Source organism: Streptomyces sp. NPDC031426 (assembly GCF_055581585.1).
In genome coordinates this window covers 46,300-62,529 of record NZ_JBVIJE010000002.1, presented here as the reverse complement: position 1 = coordinate 62,529, position 16,230 = coordinate 46,300, and the positions used below count along the sequence as shown (strand labels likewise).

The 16,230-nt window shown below is 72.6% G+C and carries 15 protein-coding genes and 2 pseudogenes; 13 read left to right on the top strand and 4 right to left on the bottom strand.

Translation table 11 applies throughout. The features are described 5' to 3' along the window. Positions 1 to 54: 54 nt before the first annotated feature. The 4 genes from ACZ5NH_RS03305 to ACZ5NH_RS03290 all read left to right on the top strand — a co-directional run bounded on the left by ACZ5NH_RS03305 (position 55) and on the right by ACZ5NH_RS03290 (position 4,360). A complete protein-coding gene (locus ACZ5NH_RS03305; protein ID WP_468772756.1) occupies positions 55 to 810 on the top strand; it encodes a (Fe-S)-binding protein in 756 nt (251 codons plus the stop codon). Continuing rightward, positions 807 to 2,285 carry a LutB/LldF family L-lactate oxidation iron-sulfur protein gene (locus ACZ5NH_RS03300; RefSeq protein WP_451555924.1) on the top strand — a complete coding sequence of 493 codons (1,479 nt, stop codon included), beginning with the start codon at positions 807 to 809 and terminating at the stop codon, positions 2,283 to 2,285. Before ACZ5NH_RS03305 ends, ACZ5NH_RS03300 begins: the two co-directional genes overlap by 4 nt. Continuing rightward, positions 2,282 to 2,923, top strand: coding sequence for a LutC/YkgG family protein (locus ACZ5NH_RS03295; RefSeq protein WP_468772755.1), 642 nt, complete (start codon positions 2,282 to 2,284; stop codon positions 2,921 to 2,923). The genes ACZ5NH_RS03300 and ACZ5NH_RS03295 overlap by 4 nt, the downstream gene beginning before the upstream one ends. A gap of 282 nt (positions 2,924 to 3,205) precedes the next feature. After that, positions 3,206 to 4,360, top strand: coding sequence for an ABC transporter ATP-binding protein (locus ACZ5NH_RS03290; protein WP_468772754.1), 1,155 nt, complete (start codon positions 3,206 to 3,208; stop codon positions 4,358 to 4,360). 6 nt (positions 4,361 to 4,366) lie between these two features. On the opposite strand, the gene ACZ5NH_RS03285 is transcribed toward ACZ5NH_RS03290, so the two are convergent. From ACZ5NH_RS03285 to ACZ5NH_RS03275, 3 genes are read right to left on the bottom strand one after another with little or no spacing between them, the layout of a single operon-like run. Then, complete coding sequence (locus tag ACZ5NH_RS03285; RefSeq protein WP_468772753.1) at positions 4,367 to 5,305, bottom strand: ABC transporter substrate-binding protein; 939 nt, start codon at positions 5,303 to 5,305, stop codon at positions 4,367 to 4,369. After that, positions 5,302 to 5,973 (bottom strand): ABC transporter permease, encoded by a 672-nt coding sequence (locus ACZ5NH_RS03280; protein ID WP_450982004.1) that lies wholly within the window; start codon positions 5,971 to 5,973, stop codon positions 5,302 to 5,304. Before ACZ5NH_RS03280 ends, ACZ5NH_RS03285 begins: the two co-directional genes overlap by 4 nt. Continuing rightward, a complete protein-coding gene (locus ACZ5NH_RS03275; RefSeq protein WP_468772752.1) occupies positions 5,970 to 6,713 on the bottom strand; it encodes an ABC transporter permease in 744 nt (247 codons plus the stop codon). The genes ACZ5NH_RS03280 and ACZ5NH_RS03275 overlap by 4 nt, the downstream gene beginning before the upstream one ends. A 182-nt stretch (positions 6,714 to 6,895) precedes the next feature. Between ACZ5NH_RS03275 and ACZ5NH_RS03270 the strand changes: the two genes are divergently transcribed. The 6 genes from ACZ5NH_RS03270 (at position 6,896) to ACZ5NH_RS03245 (ending at position 12,901) form a co-directional block, all read left to right on the top strand. Beyond that, a complete protein-coding gene (locus ACZ5NH_RS03270; protein WP_451555928.1) occupies positions 6,896 to 7,753 on the top strand; it encodes an AAA family ATPase in 858 nt (285 codons plus the stop codon). Beyond that, complete coding sequence (locus ACZ5NH_RS03265; RefSeq protein ID WP_450982002.1) at positions 7,750 to 9,102, top strand: vWA domain-containing protein; 1,353 nt, start codon at positions 7,750 to 7,752, stop codon at positions 9,100 to 9,102. The genes ACZ5NH_RS03270 and ACZ5NH_RS03265 overlap by 4 nt, the downstream gene beginning before the upstream one ends. 46 nt (positions 9,103 to 9,148) lie before the next feature. Beyond that, positions 9,149 to 10,123 carry a pyridoxal-phosphate dependent enzyme gene (locus ACZ5NH_RS03260; protein WP_468772751.1) on the top strand — a complete coding sequence of 325 codons (975 nt, stop codon included), beginning with the start codon at positions 9,149 to 9,151 and terminating at the stop codon, positions 10,121 to 10,123. Positions 10,124 to 10,245: 122 nt separating this feature from the next. Further along, positions 10,246 to 10,812 carry a GNAT family N-acetyltransferase gene (locus ACZ5NH_RS03255; protein WP_468773077.1) on the top strand — a complete coding sequence of 189 codons (567 nt, stop codon included), beginning with the start codon at positions 10,246 to 10,248 and terminating at the stop codon, positions 10,810 to 10,812. A 1,031-nt stretch (positions 10,813 to 11,843) separates the two neighbouring features. After that, on the top strand, positions 11,844 to 12,548 hold the full coding sequence (locus ACZ5NH_RS03250) for an RNA polymerase sigma factor (RefSeq protein WP_468772750.1): 705 nt from the start codon (positions 11,844 to 11,846) through the stop codon (positions 12,546 to 12,548). After that, on the top strand, positions 12,545 to 12,901 hold the full coding sequence (locus ACZ5NH_RS03245; RefSeq protein ID WP_468772749.1) for a hypothetical protein: 357 nt from the start codon (positions 12,545 to 12,547) through the stop codon (positions 12,899 to 12,901). Before ACZ5NH_RS03250 ends, ACZ5NH_RS03245 begins: the two co-directional genes overlap by 4 nt. 133 nt (positions 12,902 to 13,034) lie before the next feature. Here the strand turns inward: ACZ5NH_RS03245 and ACZ5NH_RS03240 are convergent. Further along, positions 13,035 to 13,231, bottom strand: a pseudogene (locus ACZ5NH_RS03240) (carboxypeptidase regulatory-like domain-containing protein); the annotation flags it as partial. 247 nt (positions 13,232 to 13,478) lie between these two features. Here ACZ5NH_RS03240 and ACZ5NH_RS03235 point away from each other — a divergent pair. From ACZ5NH_RS03235 to ACZ5NH_RS03225, 3 genes and pseudogenes are all read left to right on the top strand, one after another. Next, complete coding sequence (locus ACZ5NH_RS03235; RefSeq protein WP_468772748.1) at positions 13,479 to 14,444, top strand: pirin family protein; 966 nt, start codon at positions 13,479 to 13,481, stop codon at positions 14,442 to 14,444. Between the two features lie 257 nt (positions 14,445 to 14,701). Further along, positions 14,702 to 14,999, top strand: a pseudogene (locus ACZ5NH_RS03230) (cryptochrome/photolyase family protein); the annotation flags it as partial. Between the two features lie 316 nt (positions 15,000 to 15,315). Beyond that, the gene (locus ACZ5NH_RS03225) at positions 15,316 to 16,098 is read left to right on the top strand and encodes a class I SAM-dependent methyltransferase (protein ID WP_468772747.1); all 783 of its coding nucleotides are present in this window, start codon (positions 15,316 to 15,318) and stop codon (positions 16,096 to 16,098) included. Positions 16,099 to 16,230: the final 132 nt, after the last annotated feature.

The window sequence follows — 16,230 nt, the reverse complement described above, 5'->3', positions numbered from 1 at the left end:
CGTTGTTCGCCTACTACCCTGCACTCGTCCGATGACCGATCCCGAGGAGCCGCGATGCGTGTCGCCCTGTTCCTGACCTGTGTCAACGACACGCTCTATCCGGACACCGGCCGTGCCGTGGTGAAGCTGCTGACCAGACTGGGTGTCGACGTGGACTTCCCGATGAGTCAGGGCTGCTGCGGGCAGGCGCACTACAACACCGGTTACCGGCATGAGGCCGAGCCGCTGGCCCGGCACTTCTCCGATGTCTTCCGCGAGTACGAGGCGGTCGTCACTCCCTCCGGTTCCTGCGGGGCGATGGTGCGGGAGCTGTATCCGCGGATGGGCGAGCGGGCGCGTGCCGAGGGGCGGGGGGACTCGCTGGCGCGGACGCTGGCGCCGGTGGTGCCGAAGACGTACGAGCTGACCGAGTTCCTGGTGGACGTGCTCGGGGTGACGGATGTCGGCGCCTACTACCCGCACACGGTCACCTACCACCCCACCTGTCATGGCCTGCGCTCCCTCGGGCTCGGTGACCGGCCGCGCCGGCTGCTCCGGGCGGTCAAGGGCCTGGAGCTGGTCGAGCTGCCGGGTGCCGAGGAGTGCTGCGGGTTCGGCGGCACGTTCGCGCTGAAGAACGCCGAGGTCTCGGCGGCCATGGGCACGGACAAGGTCCGCAACGCCGAGTCGACGGGCGCGGAGGTGCTGTGCGCGGCCGACAACTCCTGTCTGATGCACATCGGCGGCACCATGAGCCGACTGCGGGTCGGCATGCGGCCCGTCCACATCGCGGAGATCCTGGCGAGCACGGAGGAGGAACCGGCGGCATGAGCGGAACGTTCGTCGGCATGCCGGCCTTTCCGAAGGCCGCGCACGATGCCGTGCACAACGCCACCCTGCGTGGCAATCTGCGGCACGCGACCCACACCATCCGCGCCAAACGAGCCCGCGCGGTGGCCGAGTTGGAGGACTGGGCGGCGCTCCGGGAGGCGGGCCGCCGGATCAAGGACCACACGCTACGTCATCTCGACCGCTATCTGGTGCAGTTGGAGGAGTCGGTCACCGCGGCGGGCGGTACGGTCCACTGGGCCGCCGACGCGGACGAGGCCAACCGGATCGTCGCCGAACTCGTCAAGGAGACCGGCGAATCGGAGGTCGTCAAGGTCAAGTCGATGGCCACGCAGGAGATCGGGCTCAACGAGGCGCTCCTCGAAGAAGGCATCCACGCCTATGAGACCGATCTCGCCGAGCTCATCGTGCAGTTGGGCAAGGACCGGCCCTCGCACATCCTCGTGCCCGCCATCCACCGCAACCGGGGGGAGATCCGGGACATCTTCCGCTCGGAGATGGGCGAGTGGGGCCGGCCCGCTCCCGAGGGTCTGACCGACACCCCGGCCGAACTCGCCGAGGCCGCCCGGCTGCACCTGCGGGAGAAGTTCCTGCGCGCGAAGGTCGGCATCTCCGGCGCCAACTTCATGGTCGCCGAGACCGGCACCCTGGTCGTCGTCGAGTCCGAGGGCAACGGCCGGATGTGCCTGACCCTGCCGGAGACGCTGATCTCGGTCGTCGGCATCGAGAAGATCGTGCCGACCTGGCGGGACCTGGAGGTCTTCCTGCAGACCCTCCCCCGCTCCTCCACCGCCGAGCGCATGAACCCGTACACGTCGATGTGGACCGGCACCACGGACAGCGACGGCCCGCGCACCTTCCACCTCGTCCTGCTCGACAACGGCCGCACCGACACCCTCGCCGACCAGGTCGGCCGCCAGGCCCTGCGCTGCATCCGCTGCTCGGCCTGCCTGAATGTGTGCCCGGTGTACGAGCGGGCGGGCGGCCACGCCTACGGCTCGGTGTATCCGGGCCCCATCGGCGCCATCCTCAGTCCCCAACTCCGCGGCACGGCCAGCGAAATCGACGCCTCACTGCCGTACGCGTCGAGTCTGTGCGGCGCCTGCTACGAGGTCTGCCCGGTCGCCATCGACATCCCCGAGGTGCTGGTGCATCTGCGGGAGCGGGTCGTGGAGGGCGGTCCGGCGGTACGGCAGGGCAACAAGGTGGTGCTGAAGCCGGCCAAGGGGCATGCGGCCGAGCGGGCGGCCATGCGGGCGGCGCGCTGGGCGTTCACCCACCCCGGGGCCCTGCGCTCCGGCCAGCGCCTCGCCTCCCGCACCCGCCGGCTGCACCCCCGTACCCTGCCGGGCCCGGGCAGGGCGTGGAGCGGCACCCGGGACCTGCCCGCCGTACCGGCGGAACCCTTCCGGGACTGGTGGCAGCGCACGCAGGGTGGAAAGGACGGGGCCAAGTGAGCAGCAGGGACAGGATCCTGGGCCGGGTGCGGCGGGCGCTCGCCGATGTGACACCGGACGAGAGGCCGTACGAGCAGGCCGTGAGCCGGGACTATCTGCGGGAGCACGGGACGCGCACGACCGAGCGGACGGTGGAACTGCTGGCCGAGAACCTGGCGGACTACCGGGCGGTCGTCCACCGGGCCACCGACGAGGAGATGCCGCATCTCGTGATGCGGCTGCTGGCCCGGCGCGGCTCGCAGGAGGTGCTGGTACCGCCGGGGCTGCCACCGGCGTGGCTGTCCGCCGCGGACCCGGTGCGGATCCACGACCGGGCGGTGAGCACGCCGCAGCGGCTGGACCGGGTGGGCAGTGTGGTGACGGGGTGTGCGGTGGCGATCGCCGAGACCGGCACGATCGTCCTGGACGGCTCCCCCGACCAGGGCCGGCGCCGTATCTCGCTCATCCCCGACCACCACATCTGTGTCGTCCGAGTCCCGGAACAGGTGGTCTCCTCGGTCCCGCAGGCCCTCGAACGCCTCGATCCGGCCCGCCCGTTGACCTGGATCTCCGGCCCCTCGGCCACCAGCGACATCGAACTGGACCGGGTGGAAGGCGTGCACGGTCCGCGCACACTGGAAGTGATCCTGCTGAGCTGACGGGGCGTCACTTCGGCTGGTTCATCGGCGTTCGCCAGCGTGCCCTGGTTGCCGATGCCGCCGCCGCACACCACGCCGGGGGCGGGGGCGATCGGGCTGTCCGTCGCCCGTCCCCCGGTGCCGGTGACAGGTGTGCCGCGATTCAGCTGATCACCTGCTTCGGCGGGCGGCGCGCCGGTTTGGTCCGATCGGGGAGCCGCAACCCCCGAACGGGTCCGGCCTGCGCCACCCGGTGGACCCCACCGCCGCGCGCCGCGCGCACGTCCCCGCTAGCGTGCGGACATGATCCGGTTCGAGCAGGTCACCAAGCGGTATCCGGACGGCACGACGGCCGTGGACGACCTCTCCTTCGAGGTGGCCGAGGGCGAACTCGTCACGCTCGTCGGGCCTTCCGGCTGCGGCAAGACGACGACCGTCATGATGGTCAACCGGCTCATCGAGCCGACCTCCGGCCGGATCTTCGTCGACGGCGAGGACATCGCCTCGGTCGACCCGGTGCGGCTGCGCCGCCGCATCGGGTACGTCATCCAGCAGGTGGGCCTCTTTCCGCATCGCACCGTCCTGGACAACACCGCGGCCGTGCCCGCGCTGCTCGGCTGGAAGCGGGCGAAGGCGCGGGCGCGGGCCGCCGAGCTGCTGGACCTGGTGGGGCTCGACCCGAAGACGCACGGGCCGCGCTATCCGGAGCAGCTGTCCGGCGGACAGCGGCAGCGCGTCGGGGTGGCGCGGGCGCTCGCGGCGGATCCTCCGGTGCTGCTGATGGACGAGCCGTTCGGCGCGGTCGACCCGGTGGTGCGCGAGCAGTTGCAGGACGAGTTCCTGCGGATGCAGGCCGCGGTGCGCAAGACCGTGCTGCTGGTCACGCACGACATCGAGGAGGCGGTGCGGCTCGGTGACCGGATCGCCGTGTACGGGCAGGGCCGGATCGAGCAGTTCGACACGCCCGGCGCGGTGTTGGGGGCGCCCGCGACCCCGTACGTCGCCTCCTTCGTGGGCGCCGACCGGGGGCTGAAGCGGCTGTCGGTCACCGCGATCGAGCCGGACGATCTTCAGCAGCCGCCCGTGGCCCGCGTGGACGAGCCGGGCGAACGTGCCGTCGAGCGGCTGCGGGCCGAGGGTGCCCGGTGGGCCGTCGTCCTCGACGCGCACGGCGATCTGCACGGCTGGGCCGGCATCGACGAGCTGGTGCGGGGCGGCACGGTCGGGGACCACACCCGCCGGATGACCGCGTGGGTGCCGGTCGGCGCACCGCTCAAGCAGGCGTTCGGGATGATGCTCCAGTACGACGCCGGGTGGGTCGCGGTGCTGGACGGTGCGCGCTTCCTCGGCGTGCTCACTCCTGCGAAGCTGCACGAGGCGCTGCGCCGCTCGGTGGACGCGGACGCGCGGGGCGTGGCGCGGGGGCAGGTTCCGTTCGACTCGGTGGCGGATGCCTGAACCCGGTCACTTCAGCAGGCCCTTGTCCTCCAGGTAGGCGCGGGCCACGTCGGCGGGCAGCCGGCGCCAGCTGTCCACCTGCTGGTTCATGTCGGCCAGGTCCTGTGTGGTGAGGACGTCGTTGAGCCTGCCCAGCGCCTTGGCCACGCCCGCGCTGCCCGCCCGGGAGCGGTTGACCACCGGGACCACGTAGTCGGCGTTCTGCAGATGTCTGTCGTCGGCCAGCAGGACCAGGCCGAAGGAGTCGAGGGTGGCGTCCGTGGTGGTGGTCAGCACCATCTGGTCCCGGTCCTCCTGCACGGCCCGCTTGGCCTGCGTGGTGCCGACGCCCTTGGGGTCGACGCCGGTGACGTCGATGCCGTACACCTTCCTCAACCCGGGTGCGCAGTAAGGCCGTTGGACGCACTCGTCGCCGGCCGCGAGGCGCACCCTCAGCTTCGCCGCGCCGAGGTCGCTGAGGGTCTTGAGGCCATGCCGGCGGGCGTAGTCCGCGCGCACGGCGAAGGCGTTCTGGTCGACCGCGCGGCCGGGCGGGAGGACGGTGAGGCCGCGAGGCGCGGCGAGCCGGCGCAGGGCGGTCATCGTCCTGCCGAGGCCGGGTGAGCCGACGGGCTCGGCGTCGGCGCCGTGTGTCTTGGCGTTCAGCCAGTCGGCGAAGGTGGCCGCGTACTCGGGGACGACGTCGATCTGGCCGGATTCCAGGGCCGGTTCGTACAGCTCCCGGTTGTTGACGGTGAGCAGGGAGGTCTTGTAGCCGGCCCGGTCCAGCAACTGGGCGTACAGCTGGGCGAGCAGATCGCTCTCGGTGAAGCCGGCCGAGCCGATGGTGAGGTGGTGGCTGTCGCCGGGCGATGCGGTGACCTGGCCGCGGTTCTCCAGGGAGGGGCCGGTGGTGCAGGCCGTGAGCGTGAGGAGCGCGACGGCTGTGAGCGCTCTTCTTCTCATCGGCCGCTCCTCGCCCACCCCGGTGCCAGTCGCTCGGCGATCTCGAAGACACCCTCGACGACGAGCGCGAACCCGGCGACGAGCAGGGCGCCAGCGACCACCTGGGGCGTACTGGCGAGGTTGAAGCCGGCGGTGATGATCCGGCCGAGCCCGCCGCCGCCGGCGAGCGCGGCGATGGTGGCGGTGGCGACGAGCTGGACCGCGGCGATCCGCACCCCGTTCAGGACCATCGGCAGCGCGAGGGGCAGCTCCACCCGCAGCAGCATCTGCCCTCCGGTCATCCCCATGCCACGGGCCGCCTGTACGACGCCGCGGTCGACCTCGCGCATGCCGACGTAGGCGTTGGTGAGCAGCGGCGGTACGGCGAACAGCACCAGGGCCACCACCGTGGGACCCTCGCCCCACTGGCCGACCGGGGTGAGAAGCAGCAGGACCAGGACGGCGAACGTGGGCACGGCCCGGCCGACGTTGGAGATGTTCACGGCGAGCGCGCCGCCCTTGCCGAGATGGCCGAGGACCAGGGCGACGGGCAGCGCGAGCAGACAGCTGAGGAAAAGGCAGACGGCGGTGAGCACCAGATGCTGGAGCAGCCGGTGCCGGACGCCGTCGTCGCCCGACCAGTGCGCGGGGTCGGTGAGCCACTGCCAGGTCGCGGTGAGTGTGCTCATGCGCGGCCCGCCTTCACCCCGAGGACCCTCGTGCGCGGCCCGCCTCGTCCAGCGGGCACCCCTGCGCGGCCCGCCCTGGTCCACGGCGTGATCAGCCACTGCACGCCCAGCAGAAGCAGGTCGGCGGCGACGGCGATCAGCACGCAGAGCACGGAGGCGGTGAGCACCTGGGCCTTGAAGTAGGTGTTCATGCCCTCATAGATCAGGTTGCCGAGCCCGCCGAAGCCGACGATCGCGCCGACCGTGACCAGGGAGACCGCCGAGACGGTGGCGATGCGCAGGCCGGCCATCGCGGCGGGCAGGGCGAGGGGCAGTTCCACGGTGAGCAGCAGCCGGATCGGGCCGTAGCCGATGCCGCGCGCGGCCTGCCGGATCTCCTCGGGGACGGCGCGCAGGCCCGCGAGGATGTTGCGGACGAGCAGGGTCAGCGAGTACAGCACGAGGCCGGCGACGACGAGCGTGGCCGAGAGGCCGTACAGCGGCAGGAGCAGGGAGAACATGGCGAGCGACGGGATCGTGTAGAGGATCGTCGTCACGGCGAGCACCGGCCCGGCCGTCCAGGCCCAGCGGCGCGCCAGCACGGCGAGCGGCAGCGCGACGGCCAGGCCGATGAGGACCGACAGCACGGTCAGCTGGAGGTGCTGCACGCCCGCGTCGAGGAGGATCCGGCGGCGGGTGCTCAGATAGGCGCCGCAGATCCATTCGTTGCGCGCGAGGCAGTCGTCCGGGGGCGCGGTCACGGTTTCATTGGACCGGGCGGGCGAGCCGGTCGGCGCGCTGGGCTGGCCCGTACGGGGTGCTGCGCGGGACAGCGGACAACAGCATGCGCGCCGGCCCGCTCCGCAGAATCCACGTGACAGCGGTGCTGAACAAGCGCTTAGATAGGAGTCCGCGAACCGCTCCCGACCCGCCGGAGGCCCCGTTGTTCACGTCCGTCGACGACGTCTCCGCCCGCCTCGCCGAGACCGGCTACCTCGCCTCACCCGCCGTCGCCACGACCGTGTTCCTCGCCGACCGGCTCGGCAAGCCGCTGCTGGTGGAGGGCCCGGCCGGGGTCGGCAAGACCGAGCTGGCCAAGGCCGTCGCCCAGGTGGCCGGGGCCCGGCTGGTCCGGCTGCAGTGCTACGAGGGCGTGGACGAGTCCCGCGCGCTCTACGAGTGGAACCACGCCAAGCAGCTGCTGCGGATCAGCGCGGGCCGCGACGAGAGCTGGGACGAGACCCGCACCGACATCTTCAGCGAGGAGTTCCTGCTCCCCCGCCCGCTGCTGACCGCGATCCGCGGTGACGAGCCGACGGTGCTGCTGATCGACGAGACCGACAAGGCCGACATCGAGATGGAGGGGCTGCTGCTGGAGGTGCTCAGCGACTTCCAGATCACGGTCCCGGAGCTGGGCACGGTCATCGCGACCCGGCGCCCGTTCGTCGTCCTCACCTCCAACGCCGGCCGGGAGCTGTCCGAGGCGCTGCGCCGCCGCTGTCTGTTCCTGCACATCGGCTTCCCCGAGGAAGAGCTGGAGCGGCGGATCGTACGGCTGAAGGTGCCGGGCCTCGACGCGGCGCTGGCCGAGTCGGTGGTCCGGGTGGTCGGCGCGCTGCGCGCGATGGACCTGCGCAAGGCGCCGTCCGTCGCGGAGACCATCGACTGGGCGCGCACCCTGCTCGCCCTGGGCGCCGACACCCTGGACGAGACGGTCGTACGGGACAGCCTCGGGGTGATCCTCAAGCATCAGGACGACATCCAGAAGGCGGCGGCGAAGCTCGACCTGGACGCGCTGTGACCGCGGTCGCCGAGCGGATCACCGGTCTGGTCGGGGCGCTGCGCGCACACGGCGTGCGGATCGGCACCGGCGAGACCGTGGACGCGGCCCGTGCCGCGGAGGCGCTGGGGCTCGCCGACCGGGAGCGGCTGCGCGAGGGGCTGGCCGCGACGCTGCTGCACGGCCCCGGTCAGCGAGCGGTGTTCGACCCGGTCTTCGACCTGTACTTCCCGCGCGGGGTGGGCGGCCCGGACGGAGAATCCAGGGACCGCGAGGCGCTGCGCGACCGGCTGGCGGAAGCCCTGGCGGCGGACGACCGTGCACTGATGGCCCGGTTGGCGGTGGACGCGGTCGACGCCCTCGGCGGCTACGGCAGTTCACCCGGCTCGGACGGCTGGTCGGCGTACCAGACGCTGGACCGGCTGCGCCCGCAGACCCTGCTGGCCCGGGTGCGAGCGGACGTCCGGGGCCGGGACGGCAGCGGTTCCGGTTTCGCGGACCGGCTGCTGGACGACGAGATCCGGGGCCGCATCGAGGAGTTCCGGCGGATGGTCGGGGCGGAGGCGCGGCGCAGGGTCGCCGAGCGGCGCGGGCGGGACGAGATCGCCCGGCGTGGCGTCGTACCGACCGCGGACCGGGTGGACTTCCTGTACGCGAACCGGAACCAACTGGCCGAACTGCGCAGGGCGGTTCAGCCGCTCGCGCGCAAGCTGGCCACCCGGCTCGCCGCACGCCGCCGCCGGGCCGCGCGCGGCACCGTCGACCTGCGCCGCACCCTGCGCTCCTCGCTGTCCACGGGCGGGGTGCCGATGCGGCCGGTGCTGCGCAGGCGCCGCCCCGTGCGCCCCGAACTGGTGCTGCTGTGCGACGTGTCCGGCTCGGTATCCGGCTTCTCCGACTTCACGATGCTGCTGGTGCAGGCGCTGCACGACCAGTTCAGCAAGGTCCGCGTGTTCGCCTTCGTCAACCGGCTCGACGAGGTGACCGGTCTGCTCGACCACGGCCGCGCCGACCCGGAGGGGCTCGGCGCCCGCATCCACGCCGAGGCCACGCTCACCGGCTGGCACGGCAGCAGCGACTACGGCGTGGCACTGGGCGAGTTCGCCGCGCGATACGGCGACGCGGTGGGCCCGCGCACCACCGTGTTCGTCCTCGGGGACGCCCGGACGAACATGAGCGACCCGAACCTGGCCGCCGTACGCGAGGTCGCCGGGCGGGCCCGCCGCGTGTACTGGCTGAACCCCGAGCCGCGGGACCGGTGGGGCACCGGCGACTCGGCCGCGCCCGCGTACGCCGAGCTGGTCGAGATGCACGAGTGCCGTACGGCCCGTCAGCTCAGCGCGCTGATCGCCCGGCTGCTGCCGGTGTGATCGACTGGTGCCGAACGACCGCGACCGGCATCGAAGGACGTACGCCATGGGCCACTCCCCCGTTCCGCTCGGCACCTTCCCCACCCCCGTCGAACCGGCGCCCCGGCTCGCCGCGGCGCTGGGGCTCGGGCCCGAGGACCTGTGGATCAAACGGGACGACCTGACCGGTCTGGGCGGCGGCGGAAACAAGATCCGCAAACTGGAGTGGACCGTGGGCGCGGCGCTCGCCGAGGGCGCGGACACGCTCGTGACCACGGGCGCCCCGCAGAGCAACCACGCCCGGCTGACCGCCGCCGCGGCCGCCCGGCTGGGCCTGTCCGCCGTCCTCGTCCTGCGCGGCGCGCCGGGCGCCTCGCGGTCCGGGAACCTCGCGCTGGACGGGCTGTTCGGGGCGCGGATCGCCTGGGCGGGCGAGGTGGACCAGGCCGGGCTGGACGCGGCGGCGGCCGAGGTGTGCGCACGGCTGCGGGCGAGCGGTGCCCGGCCCGCGCTGATCCCGTTCGGCGGGTCGGGGGTGCCGGGCGCCCGGGGCTATGTGCGCTGCGGCGAGGAACTGGACGAGCAGGTGCCCCAGCTGCGCACGGTGGTGGTCGCGCTCGGCTCGGGCGGCACCATGGCCGGCCTGGTCGCGGCCCTGGGCGCCGGCTCGGTCCTCGGCGTCGACGTGGGCGCGCTGGCCGACCCGGCCGCCGCCGTCGCCGAGTTCGCGGCACCGCTCTCGACCGAGGAGATCACGCCGGAGGGGCTGCGGGTGCGCCGGGACCAGGTGGGCGGCGGTTACGCGACGCTGACCGGGCCGGTGAAAGAGGCGCTCCGGATCGCAGCCCGCACCGAGGGCCTGGTCCTCGACCCCGTCTACACGGGCCGGGCTCTGGCAGGGCTCCGGGCTGCCGTCCGGGACGGTGACGTCCGGCCGGGCGAGCAGACGGTGTTCGTACACACCGGCGGCCTGCCCGGCCTGTTCGGGCACGCGGACGCGGTCGCGTTCGCGGAGGGGGAGGTGGCGGCGTTCGACGGGTGACGTCGGCGGACCGTACCGCCCTCGACATGCGCGAGCCTCGCAAGGAGGCCGGACGGTCCTCGGCGAGGGGGCCGACCGTAGGCTGGCCTACAGATGTCCCACCCGATCATCCGAAGGTGACCATGTACGCGACCTCCCTCGGTGCCGACGGTGCCGAGCTGTGTCCCCTCCAGCCCTGGCAGGCCGAGGAGTTCCTCGCGCATGTGGACCGGGGCCGGGAGTTCATCGGACGGTTCAACGCTCTCCCGGACGTGGTCACGGATCTGGTGGCCGCCCGGGAGTTCCTGACGGCGTACGCCGGGAAGGAGGCGGCCGACGCGGGCCTCATCCGGGGGATCCGGCTCGACGGCACGCTGGTCGGAGCGGTGATCCTGCGCCGGATGGACGTCCCTCGGGGCACGGCGGAGGCGGGCTGTTGGCTGGAACCGGCCGCGGTGGGCCGGGGGTTGGTGACCCGGGCCGCACGTCTGCTCATCGACTGGGCGATCCGGGAGCGGGGCATCCACCGCGTGGAGTGGTGGGTATCGGCGGGGAACGCACCCAGCATCGCGGTCGCCCGGCGGCTGGGCATGCGCAAGGAGGCGGTCCTGCGGGAGAGTTACCCGTACCGGGGCGAGCGACACGACGAGGAGATCTGGTCGGTGCTGGCGCCGGACTGGACGGAGATTGCGCGGGCTGACGGCGTGTGACGGGCCGCCCCGTCACCAGCGGCGGTCCCTTGCAGCGGCGAGAGCGGGCGCCCCTCGAAACGGCGCCAAGGCCATTGCATTTCAGGGCACCAGCGGGCGCCGCCCCCAAGGGCCACGGCAGTCAGGATTCCGCAAGGGCGGCAGGGCGCGGGTCCGCAGGGGCTACGAGGAGGGGGAGGTCCCAGGATGATCGCGGGCTCGGACCTCGACGGACACCAGCGAGGAGCGGTCACGCGGGGCGGTCCTGCTGGTGAGGTCCCGCAGCCGCGACGAGGGGCGCGATCTCTCTCAGAGGGCGGTATGTTCGCTTTCTCCCGCACCTGCCAGCGCAGCAGATCGTGGATGGTCTGGTCGGTGCCCGTCGCGCCAGGTGTCGAAGTAGTAGGAGCGACGGCGGCGTGCGGAAATTTGGTCGGCCGTTGCCTGCAACCTCGGCCCGGGTCGGACGTCTGTCGGGGTGGAGGCCTCCACTTCGACCAGATGTCCGACCCCGAACGACCGAAGGAAACCATGTCCGCACACCGTGCAGCCCACCCCGACCGCGTCCGCAGGCTGCGTGCCGCCCTGGGGGTCTCCGCCGTAGGCGCGGCCCTGGCCGTCGCCGGCACCATGACCGCCCAGGCGGCCCAGGACGGCGGCCACGCGACCCCGTCCGCCGCGCCGTCACCGGTCCGCACCACGACCCCGTCCCCCGTATCCTCGCCGATCCACACCGCGACCCCCTCCCCGGTACCCTCGCCGATCCACACCGCGACGCCGTCCCCGGTACCCTCGCCGATCCACACCGCGACGCCGTCCCCCGTACCGTCACCGACCCACACGGCGACTCCGAAGCCCGCGCCGGCCACTCCGACCCCGGTGCCGGCGCCAACACAGGCCGCCCCGAGCCCCGTACCGGCACCAGCGCGGCCCGCGCACGGTCCGCACCGCGGCCTCGCCGCACCGGCGCCGGTTTCGCAGCACCGCTGAGCAGCAGCACCTAGGCAGGGGTCGGAAGCGGGCGGCGCCCCGCTTCCGGCTCCGGGAGACCCATGACCACAGCCACACCACCCGCGGCGGCCCTGCCCTGGATCCGGGTGCCCGGCATCCCGCCACGCCCCACGCCCTGGCGGCGGTGCACGCAGGCACTGCGCACCCGCGTCCTCGTGCGCGCCCGCGCCCGTACGGGCACGTCCACCGATGCGGCTCCCGGTACGGCCGTCAGCGGCACCGGCGCGGTCCGGGCGTTCCCCTTCACCACTCCCGAACACCCGCCCAGCATCGAGGAGTTGTATCACCACCGCCGCCTCGCCCTGGTCCGGCTGGCGGTGCTGCTGGTGGACGATCTGCCCACCGCCGAGGACGTCGTGCAGGACGCCTTCACCGCGCTCTTCCGCCGACACGGTCACCGGCTCGCCTCGCTCGACGACCCGGAGGCGTACCTGAGGACCAGCGTCGTCAACGCGGCCCGCTCGGTGCTGCGCCGGCGCAGGACCGTACGGGCGCACACCCCCGCCCCCGAGCAGCACGCTCCTGCCCCGGAAGAGGACGTGCTGCTGCACGAGGACCACCGGGAGGTGCTGGCGGCGCTGCGCACGCTGACCCGGCGGCAGCGGCAGGTGCTGGTGCTGCGCTACTGGTCGCATCTGAGCGAGGCCCAGATCGCGGCGACGCTCGGCCTGTCGCGGGGTGCCGTCAAGTCCACGGCCAGCCGGGCCCTGGACGCCCTCGGCCGACGTCTGGAGGGTCTGCGATGAACGAGTCCGGTACCGGAACCGCGTACACGCCGGTCGAGGAGCGGCTGCGGGCCGCACTGGCCGCGCGGGCGCATTCCGTGGGTCCCGCCGACCTGCGGCCACTGCGCGTGCCGACGGCAGCGAGGCGTCCCCGCCGGGCGCTGCCGCGCCGTACGGTGGTGGGCGCGCTGGCGCTGGCCGCCCTGGCCGCGCTGGTGTTCTTCACGGTGCGCGGCGGCCAGTCCCGCCCGACCGAGCCGGCCCGCCCGCCGCACCCGGCAACCGGCACGCCGTCACCGGTCCCTAGCCCGGCCAGCCCGTCCACGGCCACTCCGTCCACGGCCGGACCGTCACCGAGCGCGCGACAACCATGAGTCCGGCGCCGGCCCCCGCTCCCGCCACCGCCACCGCCACCGCGTCCACGGCACGCCAGGCCCTCGCCGATCCCACGCACCCCTGCCCCGACAGGTCCCGGGCAGGTCCGCACAGGTCCGCAACAGGTCAGAACTACGCCTGTGGATGCGCCAGTTCGATGTCGTGGTTCTCGACATCCGCTCCGACGACTGTCACCCCGGCGGCCCGGGCGGACAGCCGAGCACGATGAGCGTGTACGGGCCGCCGTCCAGGTCGGAGAAGGCGTACGCCCCGTCGTCGCCGGTGGTGGTCGTCGCGACGACGTCGCCCGCGGCGTCCAGGAGGGTCACAGGCCAGGCCCTGTAGCGCCCGGCCGACGAGCACCGGTCCGAGGCCGTCGCTGAGCGCCGCCGTCACCGAGCCCGCGAGCCAGGCCGCGTTCGGAGGCGGAATCGTGCAGCAGCTCGGGCACGATCGGGCTTCCAAGGCGACGGCTGGCTCTGCGTACCCCGAGTGCAAGTCAGTTGTTGACTCAACCAAGGGAAATGCGGTTTTCACCCTCACCGGTACGCCGCCCGCACCGCTAAGTTGTCCGCCATGAGCAACCTTGACCGTGCGCCCGTGCCCAGCGTCTGCGGCGGCCGCGGATTCGTCGTGGCCGAGCCCGTCCGCGAGCTGCTGAGCCCCCGTCAGGTGAGGCTGGGCGAGTCGACCGAGGTGCGCCGGCTGCTGCCTAACCTCGGCCGTCGCATGATCGGCGCGTGGGCCTTCGTCGACCATTACGGCCCGGACGACATCGCCGACGAGCCCGGCATGCAGGTCCCGCCGCATCCGCACATCGGGCTGCAGACGGTCAGCTGGCTGCACGAGGGCGAGGTGCTGCACCGCGACTCGACGGGCAGCCTGCAGACGATCCGGCCCGGACAGCTGGGCCTGATGACCTCGGGCCGCGGGATCAGCCACTCCGAGGAGAGCCCGCGCCCACACGCCCGCTTCCTGCACGGCGCCCAGCTGTGGGTCGCGCTGCCCGACGAACACCGCCACACCGACCCGCGGTTCGAGCACCACCCGGACCTGCCCACGATCACCGCGCCCGGCCTGACCGCCACGGTGATCCTCGGCGACCTCGACGGCTCCGCCTCGCCCGGTACGACGTACACCCCCATCATCGGCGCCGACCTCGCCCTCACCCGGGGCGCCGGCGTACGGCTGCCCCTGGAGCCCGACTTCGAGTACGGCGTGCTGGCCATGTCCGGCGAGGTCCACGTGGACGGCGTACCGGTGCTCCCCGGTTCGCTGCTCTACCTCGGCTGCGGACGCTCCGAACTCCCGCTGCGCGCCGAGTCGGACACCGGAATCATGCTGCTGGGCGGCGAGCCGTTCGCGGAAGAGCTGATCATGTGGTGGAACTTCGTCGGGCGTACACAGGCGGAGATCGAGCAGGCCCGTGGGGACTGGATGAGCGGGTCGAGGTTTGGGGTTGTGAAGGGGTACGACGGGGATCCGCTGTCTGCGCCGGAGCTGCCGCCGGTGCCACTGAAGGCGCGGGGACGGGTGCGCTGAGCTGGGATCTTCCAGCCCGGCACGCAAATAGCCGGGCGAGGCGAAACGCACCCCGCCCGGTTCACTCGGACCAAGTGAGCAAACGCCATTAGCGCCGCCCGCTGGAGGCGGTGGGCCGCGGGCTCGCCGACCGCCACCCGGGGCAACCCCAGGCCGCCGGGCTGGGCAGCCTGGCTGTGGACGGCAAGACGCTGCGCGGCGCGGCCAAGGCGAAGGGCGACAAGACACCTGCTCGTCGCCCTCAACCACACCACCGGCCGACCGCGGTGACCGACTGGTTCCACCGCTGCTTCGTCGATGGCTACGACTGGGTCATGCTGCCCAAGGTCGTGGGCATGTCGCAGTAGGCCAACGACGGGCGTATGACGAACAGGCTGTACACCTCCGGTGGCTCGTTCATCAGCACCATGAGCGCCATGCGCGGGCTCTGCGCCTACCGGCGTCGACCGCAGCAGCGACCAGGCGTGCCCCTACACCCGCGGCTACCTGGCGCTGCTCCACCGCGACCGCACCGAGTTGAAGCCCACCGCACGCGCCCTCGATGGCTTGGAGAAGGCCCTGGCCGGACTCGGCCTCCTCTCGGCCTCCTCGACGACTCCTTCGCCCTGGACCTGCGCAAACTGCAGGACTACTTCCACCGCGTGTGGTCCACCGCTTTCCGCGCCGCCGACCTCGCCAAGGCGGAACAAGACGAGGAGGACGACAGGGCGTTGTGCGACCACAGCGAGACCGCTGTCTGACCCGCCGCGGACTGACGGCAGCGCACCGGCGTGCTGCCGACCGGGGGGGGGACCGCTCCGGCGGAGAGGCCCTACCGCTCGCCCCGAGCTACGCTGCCAGGCGGGGGCCGTCGTGGATCACGGAGTCAGCCATGCCGAAGCCCGAGCTGTCGAAGAACCGGTCGTCTCTGAAGCACAAGCTCCTATATGCCGTACGGCACCCCGGGCGAATCCCTCCCTATCTGCGCCGCGCCGCACGGGACACCTGGCTGGGCTTCCGTCACCGCGACCACGTCGCGTACTACCGCGCCGTCATGGCCTCCGACACCGCGCGCAGCCCAGAGCGTGCCGTCGGGAGCGGCTCGGAGGCCGGCTGGCTGGCGCTCGGGCAGATGCAGTTCGACTACCTGGTCGAACACGGTCTGAAGCCGCGGGACCGCATGCTGGAGATCGGCTGCGGGAACCTTCGCGCGGGGTGGCGGTTCATCGACTACCTCGACCCCGGTCACTACTGCGGCATCGACATCTCGCCGGACATCCTCCTCGAGGCACAGCGCACCCTCGTCCGCCGGGGCCTGCAGGGCCGCCTCCCCCACTTGGCTCTCGTCGAGAACCTGACGCTCGACTTCCTGCCGTCGGGCTGGTTCACCGTGGTGCACGCCCACAGCGTCTTCTCGCACTCGCCGCTCGCGGTGATCGACGAGTGCCTGGCCAACGTCGGGCGCGTGCTGGCCCCGGGCGGCTTCTTCGACTTCACCTACGATCGCACGGAGGGCACCGAGCACCAGGTGCTCCGCGAGGACTTCTACTACCGCACCGAGACCCTTCTCTCGCTGGCCGCGCGGCATGGCCTGACAGCCCGCTTCATGGACGACTGGGAGCGGCGCCCGCACAGCCAGTCGAAAATCCGGGTCACGCACGCGGTGGCGGCGTAGTGGTTCAGCGACACCTGTCGATCTGCCGCCGTGATCGCTTTCCGCTCGTTTCCGCGGCAACGCTTTGCCTCGCCACACGCCACCGGAAACGCGCGAGAATTGAAGAGGCACACCACACCGACTCCGATGAAG

Excerpts from the sequence above, each read along its gene's own strand:
- ACZ5NH_RS03255 (WP_468773077.1), top strand. The coding sequence starts at position 10,246 with ATGTACGCGACCTCCCTCGGTGCCGACGGTGCCGAGCTGTGTCCCCTC.
- ACZ5NH_RS03250 (WP_468772750.1), top strand. The coding sequence starts at position 11,844 with ATGACCACAGCCACACCACCCGCGGCGGCCCTGCCCTGGATCCGGGTG.
- ACZ5NH_RS03305 (WP_468772756.1), top strand. The coding sequence starts at position 55 with ATGCGTGTCGCCCTGTTCCTGACCTGTGTCAACGACACGCTCTATCCG.
- ACZ5NH_RS03285 (WP_468772753.1), bottom strand. The coding sequence starts at position 5,305 with ATGAGAAGAAGAGCGCTCACAGCCGTCGCGCTCCTCACGCTCACGGCC.
- ACZ5NH_RS03260 (WP_468772751.1), top strand. The coding sequence starts at position 9,149 with ATGGGCCACTCCCCCGTTCCGCTCGGCACCTTCCCCACCCCCGTCGAA.
- ACZ5NH_RS03245 (WP_468772749.1), top strand. The coding sequence starts at position 12,545 with ATGAACGAGTCCGGTACCGGAACCGCGTACACGCCGGTCGAGGAGCGG.
- ACZ5NH_RS03280 (WP_450982004.1), bottom strand. The coding sequence starts at position 5,973 with ATGAGCACACTCACCGCGACCTGGCAGTGGCTCACCGACCCCGCGCAC.
- ACZ5NH_RS03300 (WP_451555924.1), top strand. The coding sequence starts at position 807 with ATGAGCGGAACGTTCGTCGGCATGCCGGCCTTTCCGAAGGCCGCGCAC.
- ACZ5NH_RS03235 (WP_468772748.1), top strand. The coding sequence starts at position 13,479 with ATGAGCAACCTTGACCGTGCGCCCGTGCCCAGCGTCTGCGGCGGCCGC.
- ACZ5NH_RS03290 (WP_468772754.1), top strand. The coding sequence starts at position 3,206 with ATGATCCGGTTCGAGCAGGTCACCAAGCGGTATCCGGACGGCACGACG.
- ACZ5NH_RS03225 (WP_468772747.1), top strand. The coding sequence starts at position 15,316 with ATGCCGAAGCCCGAGCTGTCGAAGAACCGGTCGTCTCTGAAGCACAAG.